The sequence below is a fragment of the Janthinobacterium goodfellowi genome (assembly GCF_051380695.1).
In the GTDB taxonomy this organism is placed as follows: Bacteria; Pseudomonadota; Gammaproteobacteria; order Burkholderiales; family Burkholderiaceae_D; genus Janthinobacterium.
The window spans coordinates 379,985-395,810 of record NZ_JBNYXN010000001.1; the positions used below are offsets into that span (position 1 = coordinate 379,985).

Below are 15,826 nucleotides of genomic sequence, written 5' to 3' on the forward strand. Positions count from 1 at the left end.
CTGCATTTGACGAAGTTTTTCCTACATGAAATTAGCTACCCTGAAGGATGGCACGCGCGACGGCCAGCTGGCCGTCGTCTCGCGCGACCTGAAAACGGCCCACCTGGCCGACGGCATCGCCTCGACCCTGCAAAAGGCGCTCGACGACTGGAGTTTCATCGCGCCCCAGCTCGATTTGCTGTACCAGACCATCAATAGCGGCCGCGGCCATCGCGCCTTCGAGTTCGACCCCGCCAACTGCATGGCGCCTTTGCCGCGCAGCAGCTTGCGCGTGGCCGGCGCTTCCTACCTGCAGCAGATCGAGCGGGCCTGCAAGGCGGCGGGAACTGAAGTGCCCGCGAATCTGCGCGAATCGCCGCGCATGTACCAGGGCGCCAGCGACGATTTCCTCGGCGCCCACGACGACATCACCCTGGCGCACGAACAGTGGGGCATCGATTACGAGGCAGGCATCGCCGCCATCACGGACGACGTGGCCATGGGCTCGACGCCGGACCAGGCGCATCTGAACATCAAGCTGTTGATGATGGTCAACGACATCACCTTGCGCAACTTGGCGCCGGACGAGCAGGCCGGCGGCTACGGCTTCCTGCAGGCGAAACCGGCGATGGCGTGCTCGCCCGTCGCCATCACGCCCGACGAGCTGGGCGACGCCTGGCGCGGCGGCAAGGTGCATTACGCCTTGCGCTGCAGCGTGAACGGCAAGTTGACGGGCCAGCCCCACGCGGGCGCCGACATGGCGTTCAATTACCCGCAATTGCTCGCCCATCTGTGCCAGACGCGCAACGCGCGCGCCGGCAGCGTGGTCAGCGCGGGCGGGGTCGCCAACAAGGAAGTCAAGAAGGGATTTTCCAGCATCGTTGAGCGACGTAACCAGGAGATGATCGCCGATGGCGTCGCCAGCACGCCGTATTTGCTGTTCGGCGACGTGGTCCGCCTGGAGATGCTGGGCGATGACGGCAAGTCGCTGTTTGGTGCCATCGAGCAGACGGTGAAACAGGCCGAGGCGAGGAAAAACCGTTAGGAGCCCCGAGAAAATGGCCATGACTGCGTTGCAGCCCCTCGCCGTACTATTCGTACTGTCTTCGGGGCCGCGCCTTGTCCTGACCATTTTTCGGTCTCCTTTAAAGTGGGCGCCTGCGGCGCCTTGTTTCATTTGGGTAAAGGAAATACAGGGGATTTGCCCCCCTGTTCCGCCGATGGCGTGCGCCCGCTTGAACCGATAATGCCCCATGCCCAGTCCGTATTGCGCCTAGCCAGGCCGCAGGACTTCACCGGAGTTGATTGATGTCGGAAGACAGCGACGCAGAAAAGACCGAAGCCGCGTCACCGAAGCGCCTCGAGCAGGCGCGTGAGGAAGGCGACGTTCCGCGATCGCGTGAAGTGGCCACGTTTACGGTGCTGATGGCGTCCGGCTGCTGCCTGTGGTTTGCCGGCGACGCCATCGTGCGGCGGCTGACGGCCGTCATGGTCTCCGGGCTGACTCTGGACAGGGAGCAAATCCTCAATCCCGACGCGATGATGTTGCGCATCGGCTACGACGTGGGTTCGGTGCTGCTGACCTGCCTGCCGTACGCCGCGGCCATCATGCTCGTCGCGCTGGCCTCGCCCGTGCTGGTGGGCGGCTGGCTGTTCAGTTCCAAGGCGTTTACTCCCAATTTTGGCAAGCTCAACCCGATTCGCGGCCTGGGCAATATGTTTTCGAAGAATGCGCTGGTGGAATTGCTCAAGGCCATCGCCAAGACCCTCGTCGTCGGCGTCGTCGCCTGGATGGTGATGCAGCATCAAAAGGATGCCGTGCTGGGCTTGTCGGTGGAATCCCTGCGCGCCGGTTCGGCCCATCTGATCAGTCTGCTGATCACGGCCTTTTTGCTGATCGTGGGCGCGCTGGGCCTGATCGCCGCCATCGACGGCCCCTACCAGATGTGGCACTACGCCAACAAGATGAAAATGTCCTTGCAGGAAGTCAAGCAAGAGGCGAAGGAGTCGGATGGCAATCCGCAGATCAAGGCGAAGATACGCCAGATGCAGCATGAAATGTCGCGCCGCCGCATGATGGCCGACGTGCCGACGGCCGACGTGGTGGTGACCAATCCGACCCACTACGCCGTGGCTTTGAAGTATGGCGAGAATTCGCGCGGCGCGCCGCAGGTGGTGGCCAAGGGTATCGACGAGGTGGCGGCGAAGATCCGCGAACTGGCGGGCGAACACAAGGTCGCCATCCTGGAAGCGCCCGCCCTGGCGCGCGCGCTGTACAAGCACACGGACATCGGCGACGAGATTCCCGAGGCGCTGTACGGCGCCGTCGCCGAAGTGCTGGCGTATGTGTTCCAGCTGCGCAGCTACGGCAGTGGCCAGGGCCAGCGCCCCGACAAGCCGAAAAAACTCGACGTGCCGCCCGAGCTCGATCCGCTCGACCCCGCATCGCAGACCAAACCCGCGGCAGACGCGGCAGACAAGAATAAAGGAAGTACACCATGAACGGCCTGAGATTGCCAGCCTGGCTCAGCGGAATGGGCAACAACGCCAGCAAGGGTGTCGCCGCACCGATTATCATCATCATGCTGCTGGCGATGATGGTGCTGCCGCTGCCGGCCTTCATCCTCGATATCTTCTTCAGCTTTAATATCGCGCTGTCCATCATCGTGCTGCTGACGGCACTGTACACGGTCAAGCCGCTCGACTTCATGGCGTTCCCCACCATCCTGCTCGTGTCGACCATGCTGCGCCTGTCGCTGAACGTGGCGTCCACGCGCGTCGTGCTGACGGAAGGCCATACGGGCGCCGACGCGGCCGGCAAGGTGATCGAGGCGTTCGGTCACTTCTTGATTGGCGGCAACTACACGGTCGGTATCGTGGTCTTCATTATTTTGACGATCATCAACTTTACCGTCGTGACCAAGGGTGCGGGCCGTATCGCCGAGGTGGGCGCCCGCTTCGCGCTGGACGCCATGCCTGGTAAACAGATGGCCATCGATGCCGACCTGAACGCCGGACTGATCGGCGAAGACGAAGCGCGCCGCCGCCGCACGGAAGTGGCGCAGGAAGCGGAATTCTACGGCGCCATGGACGGTGCCAGCAAATACGTGCGCGGCGACGCCATCGCAGGCATCATGGTCACCGTCATCAACATCGTCGGCGGCCTGCTGGTGGGCTTGCTGCAGCACGACATGGGCTTTGCCGATGCACTCAAGAACTACACCCTGCTGGCCATCGGTGACGGCCTGGTGGCGCAGATTCCTTCGCTGATCATTTCCACGGCGGCCGGTATCGTCGTCTCGCGCGTGGCCAGCGAACAGGACATCGGTACCCAGCTGGTGGGTCAATTGTTTGCGAAACCGCAAGTGCTGTACATTACCGCCGGCATCATCGGCGGCATGGGCTTGATTCCCGGCATGCCGAACATGGTCTTCATCCTGCTGGCGTCATTGCTGGCCGGCTCCGCCTATCTGATCAGCAAGAAGCGCAGGCTGGAAAAAGCGGCGGCCGACAAGCCGGCCGAGGCGCCGCAAGCGACCGTGGCGCCCGAGCAGGAAGAGGCCAGCTGGCAAGACATCATGCCCGTTGATACCCTGGGCCTGGAAGTGGGCTACCGTTTGATTCCCCTGGTCGACAAGACGCAGGGAGGCGAATTGCTCAAGCGCATCAAAGGCATCCGCAAGAAATTTGCCCAGGAAGTGGGTTTCCTGGCGCCGCCCGTGCATATCCGCGACAACCTGGAATTGAAACCGTCCGCCTACCGCATCACGCTCAAGGGCGTGGAAGTGGGCGTGGGCGAAGCGTTCAACGGCCAGTTCCTGGCGATCAATCCCGGCATGGCCAGCGGCACCTTGCCGGGCCTGGCCACGAACGACCCGGCCTTCGGCTTGCCCGCCACCTGGATCGACGCCAGCTTGCGCGACCAGGCCCAGTCGATGGGCTACACGGTCGTCGATGCGGGCACCGTGGTGGCCACGCACCTGAACCATTTGATTACCTCGCACGCGTCGGAACTGCTGGGCCGCGCCGAGGTGCAGTCGCTGCTCGACCACCTGGGCAAGGAGTCGCCGCGCCTGGTGGAAGACCTGGTGCCGAAGATGCTGTCGCTGTCCACCCTGCAGAAGGTGCTGCAGAACCTGCTGGCCGAAGGCGTGCACATCCGAGACATGCGCACCATCATCGAAACCCTGGCCGAGCATACGGTGCAGACGCAAGATCCGAACGACCTCACGGCGCTGGTGCGCGTGGCCCTGGGCCGCGCCATCGTGCAGCAACTGTTCCCCGGCGCGGCCGAACTGTCCGTGATGACCCTCGACAGCCGCCTGGAGCGCCTGCTGATGCAGGCGATGGGCAATGGCGGCGACGGCGCCGGCATCGAGCCGGGCCTGGCCGACACCATCGCCCACCAGGCGGGTCTGGCCGCGCAGCAGCAGGAAGCGCTGGGCCTGACGCCCGTGCTGCTGGTGCCGGCGCCGCTGCGCGCCCTGCTGTCGCGTTTCCTGCGCCGCGCCTTGCCGCAGCTCAAAGTGCTGTCGCATGCGGAAGTGCCGGAAACCAAGACGATCCGCGTCACCAGTCTGGTGGGCGCGCAATAAACCCATGCAAAGGGCTGGGGGCGAACCCTGAGGGTTCGACCCCGGTTTTTGCTTTGGGTTAAAAAAAAGCGTAATTTCCTGCCGGCAAACTGAATAACGGGTACTTTCCCGTCCTGTTCCTTCGATCATTTCCTGCAAGCATCGCTAATAATGGAAACTGTCCGGGTGATCTGTGTCCATGAGGAAGACAGCACCCAAGCAACAGGAGTCGATGATGGTCACACAGTTCAGCCAATATTGCGCCACCCCCGCCTTGGGAGGCCGGTCATGAATGTGAAGAAATTTACGGGTGCCTCGTCGCGCGATGCGCTGCGCAAGGTGCGCGAAGCATTGGGCCCCGATGCCGTGATCCTGTCGAACCGTCAGGCCGATGGCGTGGTGGAAATCCTCGCGCTGGCCAATGACGATGCCGCTTCGCTGGCGTCGCCGCCGGCCGCGTCCGAAATGGCCCAGCCCCGTCCCCAGTTGCAGACCCAGTTCGCCACGCCGCAGCGTCCGGCCGCCCCGGCCCAGCGCCCGGCCGCGCCACGTCCTGCCGCACCGCGCCAGGCAGCCGGCGAGCCAGTGGACATGGCCCGCATGCAGCAGATGATGGCCAGCGCGCTGGCGCACGTCAAGGAAAACGCCGCCGCCGAGATGAGCGGCATGATGAATGAAATCCGTGCCATGCGCGGCATGATGGAAACCCAGCTGGCGGAAATCTCGTGGGGCTCGACGCAGCAGCGCGAGCCGCAAAAAGCCGTCGTGCTGCGCGAAATGCTGGCCGCCGGCTTCTCGGCCAGCCTGGCGCGCTACCTGATCGACAAGCTGCCCGCCGGCCTCGACGGTGCGCAAAGCATGCGCTGGATCAAGACGGTCCTGAGCCGCAACCTGAACACGGTCGCCAATGAAGACGCCATGCTGGAGCAGGGCGGCGTATTCGCGCTGGTCGGCCCGACCGGCGTCGGCAAGACCACCAGCACGGCCAAGCTGGCGGCCCGTTGCGTGATGCGCCACGGCCCGGAAAAGCTGGCCCTGATCACCACGGATGCCTACCGTATCGGCGCGCACGAACAGCTGCGCATCTACGGCAAGATCCTCGGCGTGATGGTGCATTCGGTGAAGGATGAGGCGGACTTGCGCATCGCCCTGAAGGAACTCAAGAACAAGCACACGGTGCTGATCGATACCGTGGGCGTGAGCCAGCGCGACCAGATGGTGACGGAACAGGTGGCCATGCTGTCGGGCGCCGGCGCCGACGTGAAGCGTTTGCTGTGCCTGAACTCGACGGCGACGCAGGAAACGCTGAACGAAGTGGTGCGCGCCTACCAGGGCAGCGGCCTAGCCGGCTGCATCATGACCAAGCTCGATGAAGCGGCGTCGATCGGCAACGTGCTCGACGTGGTGATCCGCCAGAAGCTGAACCTGTTTTATGTGTCGAACGGCCAGCGCGTGCCGGAAGACCTGTACCTGGCCGACCGCGGCTACCTGATCGACCGCGCCTTCAAGCTCAAGCGCGACTCGGCGGCGACGCAGTTTTCCGATGCCGAACTGCCGCTGCTGATGGCGCAGGCGGCCGCCCGCAATAATGAAGCGCGCGGGGTGCACCTTGGCTAATTTCGATTTCGACCAGGCCGAAGGCTTGCGCCGCATGCTGGCCGGCCCGCAGCCGCGCGTCATGACGTTCCTCTCGGCCACGCCGCAGGACGACAAGGGCGCCATGCTGGTCAACCTGGGCGCTTCGCTCGCCTATGGCGGCAATGACGTGCTGCTGCTCGACGCCAGCGGCGGCAGCGACGGCGTGGCTGCACGGCTGGGACTGGCGCACGGCGCCAGCCTGCGCGACGTGGCGCGCCAGCAGTGCGGCTTGAATCAGGTCATCCACCAGGTGCCGCAAGGCTTCGGCGTGGCCAGCCTGGGCGCGCGCAACCACCTGATGGACAGCATGGACTATGCGGGCGAGGATGAATTGCGCCGCCTGGGCAAGACTTTCGAGGTGCTGGCGCGCCAGAGCGGCATCGTGCTGGTCGACGGCGTCGTGGCCGACGAGGGCGATTGCTTCCCCGTGCCGCTGATGGCTTCGTCGGATATCGTGGTGCAAGTGTCGACCAGCGCCACTTCGATCAAGGCGGCGTACTGCCTGATCAAGCGCCTGAGCCAGGAACTGGGACGCCGTCCGTTCGGCATTCTCGTCACCGGCGCTTCCGAATCCGAGGCAAAAGTGGTATACGATAATATGGCACAGGCGGCGAGCCGCTACCTGGCCGTGAAGCTGACCTCGATGGGTTCGGTGCCTGCCGATGAATATCTGCACCGCGCGGCGCGGCTGGGCCGCAGCGTGGTCGATGCGTTTCCGCTGGCGGGCGCCTCGGTGGCGTTTCGCGGACTGGCCGAGCGGCTGGCCCGTTCGGCGGCGCCGGTGCTTGGCGGCACCTTGTACCAGACGGGGAGCCCGCACCAGTTCAGCGCCTGACACCAACCGTAGCACCAGATAAGACGAGAAAACAATAAGCAGCCTATGTACACGGTCAAAGGGAAATCGAACAAGGACTATTTGCTGACGGAGCACATTCCGCTGGTGAAGCGTCTGGCGCACCATATGAAGGCGAAATTGCCGCCTTCGGTCGAGGTCGATGACCTGATCCAGGCCGGCATGATCGGCCTGCTCGATGCCATTACCCGCTATGAAGAGACGCATGGCGCGCAGTTCGAGACGTATGCCGTGCTGCGCATCCGCGGCGCCATGCTCGACGAATTGCGCACCAGCGACTGGCTGCCGCGCAGCATGCGCCAGAACATGCGCAAGATCGAAGAGGCGATGAGCACCTTGCAGCAGCGCCTCGGCCATCCGCCGACGGAGTCGGAAGTGGCGAAGCTGCTGAAAATGTCGCTGGCCGACTACCAGGAAATGCTGGGCGACGGCGGCGGCCACCAACTGGTGTACTACGAAGACTTTCATGACCCGGACGGCAATGACAGCTTCCTCGACCGCCACTGCGTGGACGAGGACAGCGACCCCTTGCGTTCCCTGCTCGATACCGATTTCCGGCAATCCGTGATCGATGCCATCGACGCGCTGCCGCCACGCGAGAAAATACTCATGGGCCTGTATTACGAAGAAGAGCTGAACCTGAAGGAGATCGGCGCGGTGATGGGCGTATCCGAATCGCGCGTCTCGCAGCTGCATACCCAGGCCGTCGCGCGCCTGCGCGCAACCTTGAGGGAGCAGGCGTGGACTGGTCCAGCGTAATCGGGCTGGCGCTGGCGCTGGCGGGCCTGCTGGTCGGCCAGGCACTGGAAGGCGGCAAGATGGCCTCCCTTCTGCAGCCGGCCGCCTTTGCCATCGTCATCATCGGCACCTTCGGCGCCGTGCTGCTGCAGACGCGGCTGCGCACCTTCGTGCGCGGCCTGGAAATGCTGCGCTGGGTCTTCCTGCCGCCGGCCGACACGCGCGCCGCGCTGGCGCGCGACATCGGGCAGTGGAGCCTGACGGCGCGCCGCGACGGCCCGCTGGCGCTCGAGCGGCTGATGGAAAACACGGCTGATCGCTTCAACGCCAAGGGCTTGCGCATGATCGTCGACGGCATCGCGCCCGACAAGCTGCGCCAGCTGCTCGACGTGGAAATCTCCGCCTACGAAATGGCCGAGCGCCAGGCCGTCAAGGTGTGGGAATCGGCGGCCGGCTATTCGCCCACCATCGGCATCCTCGGTGCCGTGCTGGGCCTGATCCACGTGATGGAAAACCTCACCGACCCGAGCAAACTGGGCAGCGGCATCGCCGTGGCCTTCGTCTCGACGATTTATGGCGTGGGCCTGGCCAATCTGCTGTTCCTGCCGGTGGCCAATAAACTCAAGGCCATCGTCTCGCGCCGCGTGGTGCAGTATGAAATCACGGCCGCCGTGCTGTACGACATCGCCACGGGCGACCACACGCGCATCATCGAAGAGCGCGTCTCCAGCCTGCTTCACGAGCACTGAGCGAGCACTGACCATGATGCGGCGCGCGCGCAGGAAGTATGACGAGGAACCGGACAACCAGGACCGCTGGCTGATCTCGTACGCCGACTTCATCACTTTGCTGTTCGCGTTTTTCGTCGTCATGTATGCGATCTCGCAAGTCAATGAAGGCAAATACCGCGTCTTCCAGAGCGCCATCGGCCAGGCCTTCAGCCTGGAAAAGGGCGCGCCGCCCATCATCATGGAAGCGCCGCAAGCGATCCCGCTGCCGAACCCCGCCCTGAAACGCCGCACGGAAGCCATCCGCCGCGAGCGCGAACACATGACGCGCCTGGCGCAGGACCTCACGTCCACGCTGGCGCCGCTGGTCAAGGAAGGCAAGGTCCGCGTGACGCAGACGAGCCGCGGCGTGAGCGTGGAAATCAATGCCAGCGTGCTGTTCGACCCGGGCGCGGCGCGCCTGACGGCGGAATCGGACCAGGCCCTGCGCGCCGTCGCCGTGCTGCTCAAGGACGACACGCACGACGTGCAGGTGGAAGGGCATACGGACGTGCAGCCGATCAGCAATTCGAACTTCGCCTCGAACTGGGAATTGTCTGCCGCGCGCGCCAGCGCCGTGGTGCGCCTGTTCATCGCCAGCGGCGTCAAGGCGTCGCGCCTGACGGCCGTGGGCCACGCCGACAACATCCCCGTGGCACCCAACGCCACGCCGGAAGGACGGGCGCGCAACCGCCGGGTCGCCGTGACGATCTTGTCCGGCATCCCCGAGACGGTGACGGAAGTGCCGACGGCGCCGCCGGCCAACTAGGACGGGCTTTTCGGGCCGGCGGGGCCTGGACCATGTCATTTGCTGGTCATACTGGAATGCTAGGCTGTCGCCCTTCTTTCAGCTTCCAGGTCATCCCATGCCTTCTTCCAGAACATTGCTTGCTTCGGCCATCGCCATCGTGTTGAGTGTCGCCGCCTGCGGCGGCGATAGCGACCCGGCCGGCAGCGTGCCGCCGCTCCCCGCCGGCCGCTGGATCGCCGGCGACCTGCACACCCATACCACCCAATCGGCCGACGCCGACGTCAGCCAGACCTTGGACAAGGTGCTGGCCAAGGCCTTTACCACGTATGGCCTCGACTGGATGGCGCTGTCGAACCATTTGCGCGTCTCCACGCGCGATGCACTGGGCGCACCACTGCCGGTGCCGGTTCCCATGTCCATCGGCGCCGAGCGTTATGAAATCCCGCGCGTGCAGGCCCTGCAGGCGGGCGGCAGCTATGCCGATAAGCTGATTTTCTCGGGCTTCGAGTGGGACATGCCGACCCATGATCACATCGGCGTCGGCCTGTTCGAAGGGGCGGACAAACTGGTCGCCAGCACGCGCGGCATGAAGGAGTTCGAATACCTGTTTACCACGCGCGACGCGGCCATGTTCGACGCCGCCGACGTCGCGGCATGGAAAGCGAAATACGGCGACACCCGCTACAACAAGACGGCTGCCGATGCGCTGCAAGCGATCAACTGGCTGAAACAGAATTACCCGGAAACCAGCTACGCCGTCATCAACCACCCGTCGCGCAACAAGGGCAGCTACAGCATCGCCGACTTGCGTGCCTTCAATGATGCCGCGCCGAACATCATGTTCGCCATCGAAGGCATGGTCGGCAACCAGATGGAACCGGACCGGGGCGGCTACACGGCCGCCTACACGGACGACAATGCGCTGCTGCGCGTGTATGGCGGCGTCGACTACGTGGTGGCCAAGCTGGGCGGGCCATGGGATGCGCTGCTGGGCGAGGGGCGCCGCATCTGGAACCTGACCGATTCGGATACCCACTTCAAGATCGTCGGCGGCAACAGCAGCGGCTATTTCCCCGGCGAGTATGCGAAGAACTATGTGTTCAACGGCGCGCAGGGTGTCCCGCTGGCGAAGGACTTGCTGGCCGGCTTGCGTTCGGGCAAGATGTTCTCGACTTACGGCGACCTGATCAATGCGCTCGATTTCAACCTCGCCAGCAAGGACGACCGCAAGGAGATGGGCGGCGAGCTGAAAGTGGCCAGCGGCGAGAAAGTCACGATCACCATCCGCTTCAGGAGCCCGGCCAAAAACAACTACGAAAAGCCCGTCGACAGCGGCGTGGCCGCCAACGTCAAGCCCGTGGTCGACCATGTCGACCTCATCGTCGGCGATGTGGGCGCGAAGGCGGCGGCGGGCACGCCGGCCTACAGCGTTGCCGGCAATGCCAGCACGCGCGTGCTCAAGCGCTTCACCAGCGCGGACTGGAAAGTCGGGGCCGACGGCTACGCCAGCGTGAGCTATGAAACGACGGCAACGAAGAGCCAGTATTTCCGCCTGCGGGGTACCAACTTGGGTACCGATGTCGCGGGCCTGACGCAGGGCGGCGAGCCGCTGGCCGACCAGCGCACGGGCACGACGGACAGTACCCAGCGTTTTAACGACATCAACGACCGCAATTACCGCAGCCTGTGGTTCTATTCGAATCCCGTGTTCGTCACCTTGCGTTAAACGTTAGCCGGCGCGCCGCCGGATGGGGCGGGAGCGAGCTGGATCGCGCTCCCGCTTGGTACAATCGTGCCTTCTCTCTTTTTATCACCTCATCATGAAAAGCAGTTCCCAGGGCGGTCTCGTCTACTCCACCGAAACGGGCCGCATGTGTCCCGCCTGCCGCCAGCCGCTGGCGCAATGCGCATGCAAGGCGCAATCGAAGGCGGTGCCGGCGGGCGACGGCGTGGTGCGCGTGTCGCGCCAGACCAAGGGCCGCGGCGGCAAGAGCGTCACCGTGGTGAAAGGCTTGCCGCTGGACGCCATCGCCCTGGCCCTGCTGGGCAAGCAGCTGCGCACGCAGTGCGGCTCGGGCGGCACCGTCAAGGATGGCGTGATCGAAGTGCAGGGCGACCATGTGGAGGCCATCCTGGCCGCGCTGGTCAAGCTGGGCCACCAGGCGAAAAAGGCCGGCGGCTGAGCGTGCGGAGGCGTGCGGCCCGCTGCCGTGCGCCTGTGGTAACGTGCATTTCCTCTTATGTGCCACCTCCTATGAACAGCAAACTGACCGGTATCGCCATCGCCATCGCCGCTGCCATCGCGGCAGTGCTGGCGCTCGTGTACTGGCCCGCGCCCGACGGCGGCACGCCGCAAGCGGGCGCCGCTGCCGCCGGCGCGCCGCCGGGACGCAGCCTGGCATCGTACTTGGCTATCGATGCCGCCCCGGCCGCCGGTGCCGCGCCCGTTGTCGTGACGCTCGCGCAGCGGCTCGAACGCCTGGGTGCCAGCGGCAAGCCGGAAGACGCGTATGCGGCCTACAATCTGCTCGATGACTGTATTTCTTTTGAGAAGGAAGGCCGGTTGCCGGGGCTGGAATTCGAGCTGGGCCGCGAGATGACGGCGGAAGAAAAAGCCGCCCAGCGGCAGCTGTGCGCGGGCCTGACGCAGCGCCAGCGCGAGGACCGCCTGGACTACCTGGCCACCGCCGCGAAGGCGGGCGTGCCGGGCGCGGCCACGCTGTTCCTGTCGGAAGGCCCGTTCGGCGACCGCAGCGCGCTGCGCAACCGTCCCGACGACCCGCTGGTGCAGGCATGGAAGCGGCAAGCCATCGCCCAGCTGACGGCGCAGGCGGACGAGGCGGAACTGACCAGCGTGTCGACCCTGATGATGGCGTATCTGCGCGATGGCGACGTGGTGCACAAAGATGCGCCGCAGGCGTATGGCTACCTGCTGGCCCTGCGCCTCGTGTACGACGACATCCTGGCGCCCGGCGTTACCAATCCGTATCAGGATGAGTACTGGCACTGGCTGCAAAACGAACTGACGCCGGAGCAGCAAGCCGCCGCCAGCGCCAAGGCGCAAGCCATCGCGGCGAAGTTCCGCCAGCATACGGGCCGTCCCGCGCACGGCTGAGCTGGCAAGGCCGCTGCGCCTTGCCCGAGGATCGCTGTTAAGTAAGGGGAATCAGCCGATGACGACGCGCCGGCTGGCCGTGTTCGTTGTCGGTTGGCCGCTGGGGCCGTAGAAATTTCCGCTTTGGGCCGGGGGGCGCATGGCGTTCAGGGCGCCTTGCGTATGTACCATGTGCTTGTTGACGAGCAGGCTGTTCAGGCGGTTCTGTTCCTTCGCTTCGCGTGTCGTCTCGAGCAGGGCTTTCCACAGGGATGCCGCCTCGGCTTCGTTGGCGCCGACCAGCCAGTCTTCCATGCCCGCTTCGGCGGCCGTGAAGCCCGCTGCCGCCAGCGCCTGGTGGCGTTGCGCCGCCAGCTGGCTCAATTGTCCGACGAGCGCCGTCTTGCGCGCCGTGAGCTCCGTGATTGCATCGATGTCAGCGGCAACCAGATGCCGCTGTTCTTCTTTCATCAATGCCAGCAATGTGGTCATGAGCTGTTGCTCGTCGCGCAGGCTGGAAAACGGAGTCACTGATTGCATGAGGAAACCTATCTATTTCGTGAGTGCAGCAAGTCCTTGACCGTGTCGAGGAGACCGTCCGCCACTTTTTCTGAGTTGACCTGGAACTGGCCGTCGGCGATCGCCAGCTTGATGCGTTCGACTTTTTTCGTGTCGAACACGGCGCCGCTGCCGGCAGTTGCACTGGCCGCTAATGCCTGTCCTTGCGGCGACAGGCGTACATTGTCCGACGTTGTCGGTGTTGCCTGGGCTTTCTCGGCATTCCGGGCGCCGGAGGTACTGGCGGGCGCCACCGGCAGGCCGGGATTGCTTTTAATGGTGTTATCGGTAATTTTCACAGCGTGATCCTCGTCTGGTCGAAGTCAAGAAACTCCGGGATATGTGTCATTATCGGCACCTTCTTCCGAAACTTTAGTGCGCCAGACCACAATATCGCTGTCCATCCGTGTTTAGAACGCCACCTCCACCATGCCGCCAGCCCGCGCCACGCCGCTGATCTGCTGGCCGCTCTGCGTGCGGACCTGCACCGTCTGGCCATCGCCGGCGCTGCCGATGGCGCGTCCTTCTGATGCTACCTGGAAACCGTTGCCACTGGAAACGACACGCACCAGCTGGCCCTGCATCACCACCGGTTTGCGGCGCAGCGTGTCGAGGCGCATCGGCGTGCCTGGCGGCAAGGAAATATTCGTGCTGGCGCCCACGACCTGGGCCATGTCCGTGGCGATGCCTGCTGGCAATGCAGCCAGGTCGCCCTGCATCGTCACCAGCTGGCTGGCGTCGATGGCCTGTCCTGGCGCCAGCGGCACGGCGCTGGCCACGTAGTCGCCCACGACGGCCACGTTCGCTTGCAGATAGATGGTCCAGCTGGACGGGGCCGTGCAGCGCACGCCCACGGTGGTCTTGCCCCAGGCGCGGGCGCCTGGCGCCATGAATGCTTGCGGCGCGGGGCAGGCGGCCAGGTTCAGGCGCGGATCGACGGCGCCGACGGTGATCGTCACCTTGCCCGGCAAACCGTTGCTTTGCACTTGCAGGAATTGTTCCACGCTGTTGCGCAGCGCTTCCGGCGTCTGCCGGCCGGCGTTTTGCGCCTGCGCGCAAGGCGCCAGGGCGGCAAGCCGGATGGCTAGGGCGAGGAGGAAAGCGAGCGGTGTTTTCATGGTGATAGGCCTCTGGAATAGTGCCATGATAGTGCGCGCCGCCCCGTTCGAAGCGCCGATTAAGGGGTAAAAGTACGGTCTGATCCGGCGATGGCCTTGCCGTCGGGCGCCGTACTATGTTTCCTGTCATCACTATACCGCCATCCTTCCGCCATCTCGGGCGCCAGTGGCAGATCTTTCCGGAGCCTGACATGATAGGGAAACTCGACGATTACATGCGCTTCAACGAGACGGCGCTGAGCCTGCGCTCGACGCGCCAGGAATTGCTCGCCTCGAATATCGCCAATGCGGACACGCCCAACTACAAGGCGCGCGACGTCGATTTCGCCAGCGCGCTGAAGGGGGCGATGGCGCGCAAGGATGGCGTGCCGCCGGCCCTGAAGGGCACGGCGCCGCAGCATATGCCGGGCAAGGGCGTCGCCGCCGTGGGAAGCAGCACGGGCGGCAAGGTCGAGACCCTGGCCGACGGCACGCCGCTGCTGTACCGCGCGCCGGCCCAGGGCGCCGTCGATGGCAATACGGTCGACATGGATCTTGAGCGCAATGCCTTTGCCGACAACGCCATCCGCTACGAGGCGGCCGTGACGTTCCTCAACTCGCAGATCAAGGGCATGCTGACGGCCATCCAGGGAGGACAATAATCATGTCGCTATTTAATATCTTCAATGTGTCCGGTTCGGCCATGAGCGCCCAGGCGCAGCGCCTGAACACGGTGGCCAGCAACCTGGCCAATGCCGACAGCGCCACCAGCGCCACGGGCGAAGCCTACCGCGCCAAGCAGGTGGTGTTCGAAGCCGTGCCCATGGCCAACGGCGCCACGGCCGTCAAGGTGCAGAAGGTGATCGAGGACCCGTCGCCGATGAAGCTGGTCTACGACCCGAAGAATCCGCTGGCCGACGAGAAGGGCTATGTCACCATGCCCAACGTGAATACGGTCGACGAGATGGTCAACATGCTGTCGGCTTCGCGCTCGTACCAGACCAACGTGGAAACCATGAACGCGGCCAAGTCGCTGCTCTTGAAAACCCTTACCCTCGGCCAATAAGGCTGACTGATCATTATGGCAACCATCGATACCACGACCTCCGTCACCACCGACCTGATGGCGACGATGAATCCGAAGAAGACGACGGCCGAGGCAGGCAGCGTCGAAGCGGAAACGAACAAATTCCTCACCCTGCTGGTGACCCAGCTGAAAAACCAGGACCCGATGAATCCGCTGGACAATGCGCAACTGACCAGCCAGCTGGCGCAGCTGTCCACGGTGACGGGCGTCAACAAGCTCAACACGACGCTGGAAACCCTGAAAACCAGCTACCAGCAAGCCGAATCGATGCAGGCGGCCAACATCATCGGCCACGGCGTGTTGACGGCGGGCAAGGATATCAACCTGAGCAAGAGCGCCGCGCTGCTGGGCGTGGACCTGGCCACGGCGGCCGACAAGGTCAAGGTCGTCATCTACAAGGATGGCAAGGAAGTCCATTCCATCGACCTGGGCGCGCAGGAAGCGGGCACCTTGCCGCTGGGCTGGAACGGTTCCACCGCCGACCTGGACAAGGACGGCAAGCCGGTCGTGCTGGCCGACGGCGCCTACACCTTCACGGTGGAAGCGACGCGGGGCGGCACCAAGCTCAAGGATGCGACGGCGCTGATGTTCGGTTCGGTCGCCAGCGTGTCGACGGGCGCGAATGGCGTGAAATTGAATGTCCCGGGCGTGGGCAGCATCACCATGGCCGACGTGAAACAGATTCTGTAA

Annotated in this window: 17 protein-coding genes; 14 read left to right on the forward strand and 3 right to left on the reverse strand. The window is 64.4% G+C overall.

What is annotated here, in order from left to right:
- Window positions 1–25: 25 nt before the first annotated feature.
- The 11 genes from ACQ4WQ_RS01715 to ACQ4WQ_RS01765 all read left to right on the forward strand — a co-directional run bounded on the left by ACQ4WQ_RS01715 (window position 26) and on the right by ACQ4WQ_RS01765 (window position 12,415).
- Window positions 26–1,024 carry a fumarylacetoacetate hydrolase family protein gene (locus ACQ4WQ_RS01715; protein WP_436494265.1) on the forward strand — a complete coding sequence of 333 codons (999 nt, stop codon included), beginning with the start codon at window positions 26–28 and terminating at the stop codon, window positions 1,022–1,024.
- Window positions 1,025–1,287: 263 nt separating this feature from the next.
- On the forward strand, window positions 1,288–2,481 hold the full coding sequence (gene flhB / locus ACQ4WQ_RS01720; RefSeq protein ID WP_326459283.1) for a flagellar biosynthesis protein FlhB: 1,194 nt from the start codon (window positions 1,288–1,290) through the stop codon (window positions 2,479–2,481).
- Window positions 2,478–4,574 (forward strand): flagellar biosynthesis protein FlhA, encoded by a 2,097-nt coding sequence (gene flhA, locus ACQ4WQ_RS01725; RefSeq protein ID WP_436494268.1) that lies wholly within the window; start codon window positions 2,478–2,480, stop codon window positions 4,572–4,574. Before flhB ends, flhA begins: the two co-directional genes overlap by 4 nt.
- Window positions 4,575–4,841: 267 nt before the next feature.
- Window positions 4,842–6,170: a flagellar biosynthesis GTPase FlhF gene (gene flhF / locus ACQ4WQ_RS01730; RefSeq protein ID WP_326459285.1), complete on the forward strand. Its 1,329-nt coding sequence runs from the start codon at window positions 4,842–4,844 to the stop codon at window positions 6,168–6,170.
- Complete coding sequence (locus ACQ4WQ_RS01735) at window positions 6,163–7,026, forward strand: MinD/ParA family ATP-binding protein (RefSeq protein ID WP_070220170.1); 864 nt, start codon at window positions 6,163–6,165, stop codon at window positions 7,024–7,026. Before flhF ends, ACQ4WQ_RS01735 begins: the two co-directional genes overlap by 8 nt.
- A gap of 45 nt (window positions 7,027–7,071) precedes the next feature.
- Window positions 7,072–7,803 (forward strand): RNA polymerase sigma factor FliA, encoded by a 732-nt coding sequence (locus ACQ4WQ_RS01740; protein ID WP_102297166.1) that lies wholly within the window; start codon window positions 7,072–7,074, stop codon window positions 7,801–7,803.
- Window positions 7,785–8,531 (forward strand): flagellar motor protein, encoded by a 747-nt coding sequence (locus ACQ4WQ_RS01745; RefSeq protein ID WP_326459286.1) that lies wholly within the window; start codon window positions 7,785–7,787, stop codon window positions 8,529–8,531. Before ACQ4WQ_RS01740 ends, ACQ4WQ_RS01745 begins: the two co-directional genes overlap by 19 nt.
- Before the next feature lie 16 nt (window positions 8,532–8,547).
- The gene (motD, locus tag ACQ4WQ_RS01750; protein WP_326459308.1) at window positions 8,548–9,318 is read left to right on the forward strand and encodes a flagellar motor protein MotD; all 771 of its coding nucleotides are present in this window, start codon (window positions 8,548–8,550) and stop codon (window positions 9,316–9,318) included.
- Window positions 9,319–9,415: 97 nt separating this feature from the next.
- Window positions 9,416–11,026 carry a CehA/McbA family metallohydrolase domain-containing protein gene (locus tag ACQ4WQ_RS01755; RefSeq protein ID WP_436494271.1) on the forward strand — a complete coding sequence of 537 codons (1,611 nt, stop codon included), beginning with the start codon at window positions 9,416–9,418 and terminating at the stop codon, window positions 11,024–11,026.
- A gap of 94 nt (window positions 11,027–11,120) precedes the next feature.
- A complete protein-coding gene (locus ACQ4WQ_RS01760; RefSeq protein ID WP_326459288.1) occupies window positions 11,121–11,483 on the forward strand; it encodes a translation initiation factor Sui1 in 363 nt (120 codons plus the stop codon).
- A 71-nt stretch (window positions 11,484–11,554) separates the two neighbouring features.
- Entirely contained in the window at window positions 11,555–12,415 is an 861-nt protein-coding gene (locus ACQ4WQ_RS01765) for a hypothetical protein (RefSeq protein ID WP_436494273.1), read from the forward strand.
- 51 nt (window positions 12,416–12,466) lie between these two features.
- Here ACQ4WQ_RS01765 and ACQ4WQ_RS01770 read toward each other — a convergent pair whose 3' ends face one another.
- From ACQ4WQ_RS01770 to flgA, 3 genes are all read right to left on the reverse strand, one after another.
- The gene (locus ACQ4WQ_RS01770; RefSeq protein ID WP_326459290.1) at window positions 12,467–12,934 is read right to left on the reverse strand and encodes a flagella synthesis protein FlgN; all 468 of its coding nucleotides are present in this window, start codon (window positions 12,932–12,934) and stop codon (window positions 12,467–12,469) included.
- Window positions 12,935–12,942: 8 nt separating this feature from the next.
- Window positions 12,943–13,251 carry a flagellar biosynthesis anti-sigma factor FlgM gene (flgM, locus tag ACQ4WQ_RS01775; protein ID WP_034787161.1) on the reverse strand — a complete coding sequence of 103 codons (309 nt, stop codon included), beginning with the start codon at window positions 13,249–13,251 and terminating at the stop codon, window positions 12,943–12,945.
- A gap of 111 nt (window positions 13,252–13,362) precedes the next feature.
- Window positions 13,363–14,070 carry a flagellar basal body P-ring formation chaperone FlgA gene (gene flgA / locus ACQ4WQ_RS01780; protein ID WP_436494276.1) on the reverse strand — a complete coding sequence of 236 codons (708 nt, stop codon included), beginning with the start codon at window positions 14,068–14,070 and terminating at the stop codon, window positions 13,363–13,365.
- A 191-nt stretch (window positions 14,071–14,261) separates the two neighbouring features.
- Here flgA and flgB point away from each other — a divergent pair, with 191 nt between their 5' ends.
- From flgB to ACQ4WQ_RS01795, 3 genes are read left to right on the forward strand one after another with little or no spacing between them, the layout of a single operon-like run.
- A complete protein-coding gene (gene flgB / locus ACQ4WQ_RS01785; RefSeq protein WP_436494278.1) occupies window positions 14,262–14,711 on the forward strand; it encodes a flagellar basal body rod protein FlgB in 450 nt (149 codons plus the stop codon).
- Between the two features lie 2 nt (window positions 14,712–14,713).
- Entirely contained in the window at window positions 14,714–15,115 is a 402-nt protein-coding gene (gene flgC, locus ACQ4WQ_RS01790) for a flagellar basal body rod protein FlgC (RefSeq protein ID WP_071075845.1), read from the forward strand.
- A gap of 15 nt (window positions 15,116–15,130) precedes the next feature.
- A complete protein-coding gene (locus ACQ4WQ_RS01795; protein ID WP_326459293.1) occupies window positions 15,131–15,826 on the forward strand; it encodes a flagellar hook assembly protein FlgD in 696 nt (231 codons plus the stop codon).

Bases quoted from the DNA above. Each gene is read 5' to 3' on its own strand.
- ACQ4WQ_RS01715 (WP_436494265.1), top strand. From the start codon at position 26: ATGAAATTAGCTACCCTGAAGGATGGCACGCGCGACGGCCAGCTGGCC.
- flhB (WP_326459283.1), top strand. From the start codon at position 1,288: ATGTCGGAAGACAGCGACGCAGAAAAGACCGAAGCCGCGTCACCGAAG.
- flhA (WP_436494268.1), top strand. From the start codon at position 2,478: ATGAACGGCCTGAGATTGCCAGCCTGGCTCAGCGGAATGGGCAACAAC.
- flhF (WP_326459285.1), top strand. From the start codon at position 4,842: ATGAATGTGAAGAAATTTACGGGTGCCTCGTCGCGCGATGCGCTGCGC.
- ACQ4WQ_RS01740 (WP_102297166.1), top strand. From the start codon at position 7,072: ATGTACACGGTCAAAGGGAAATCGAACAAGGACTATTTGCTGACGGAG.
- motD (WP_326459308.1), top strand. From the start codon at position 8,548: ATGCGGCGCGCGCGCAGGAAGTATGACGAGGAACCGGACAACCAGGAC.
- ACQ4WQ_RS01755 (WP_436494271.1), top strand. From the start codon at position 9,416: ATGCCTTCTTCCAGAACATTGCTTGCTTCGGCCATCGCCATCGTGTTG.
- ACQ4WQ_RS01760 (WP_326459288.1), top strand. From the start codon at position 11,121: ATGAAAAGCAGTTCCCAGGGCGGTCTCGTCTACTCCACCGAAACGGGC.
- ACQ4WQ_RS01765 (WP_436494273.1), top strand. From the start codon at position 11,555: ATGAACAGCAAACTGACCGGTATCGCCATCGCCATCGCCGCTGCCATC.
- ACQ4WQ_RS01770 (WP_326459290.1), bottom strand. From the start codon at position 12,934: ATGCAATCAGTGACTCCGTTTTCCAGCCTGCGCGACGAGCAACAGCTC.
- flgA (WP_436494276.1), bottom strand. From the start codon at position 14,070: ATGAAAACACCGCTCGCTTTCCTCCTCGCCCTAGCCATCCGGCTTGCC.
- flgB (WP_436494278.1), top strand. From the start codon at position 14,262: ATGATAGGGAAACTCGACGATTACATGCGCTTCAACGAGACGGCGCTG.
- flgC (WP_071075845.1), top strand. From the start codon at position 14,714: ATGTCGCTATTTAATATCTTCAATGTGTCCGGTTCGGCCATGAGCGCC.
- ACQ4WQ_RS01795 (WP_326459293.1), top strand. From the start codon at position 15,131: ATGGCAACCATCGATACCACGACCTCCGTCACCACCGACCTGATGGCG.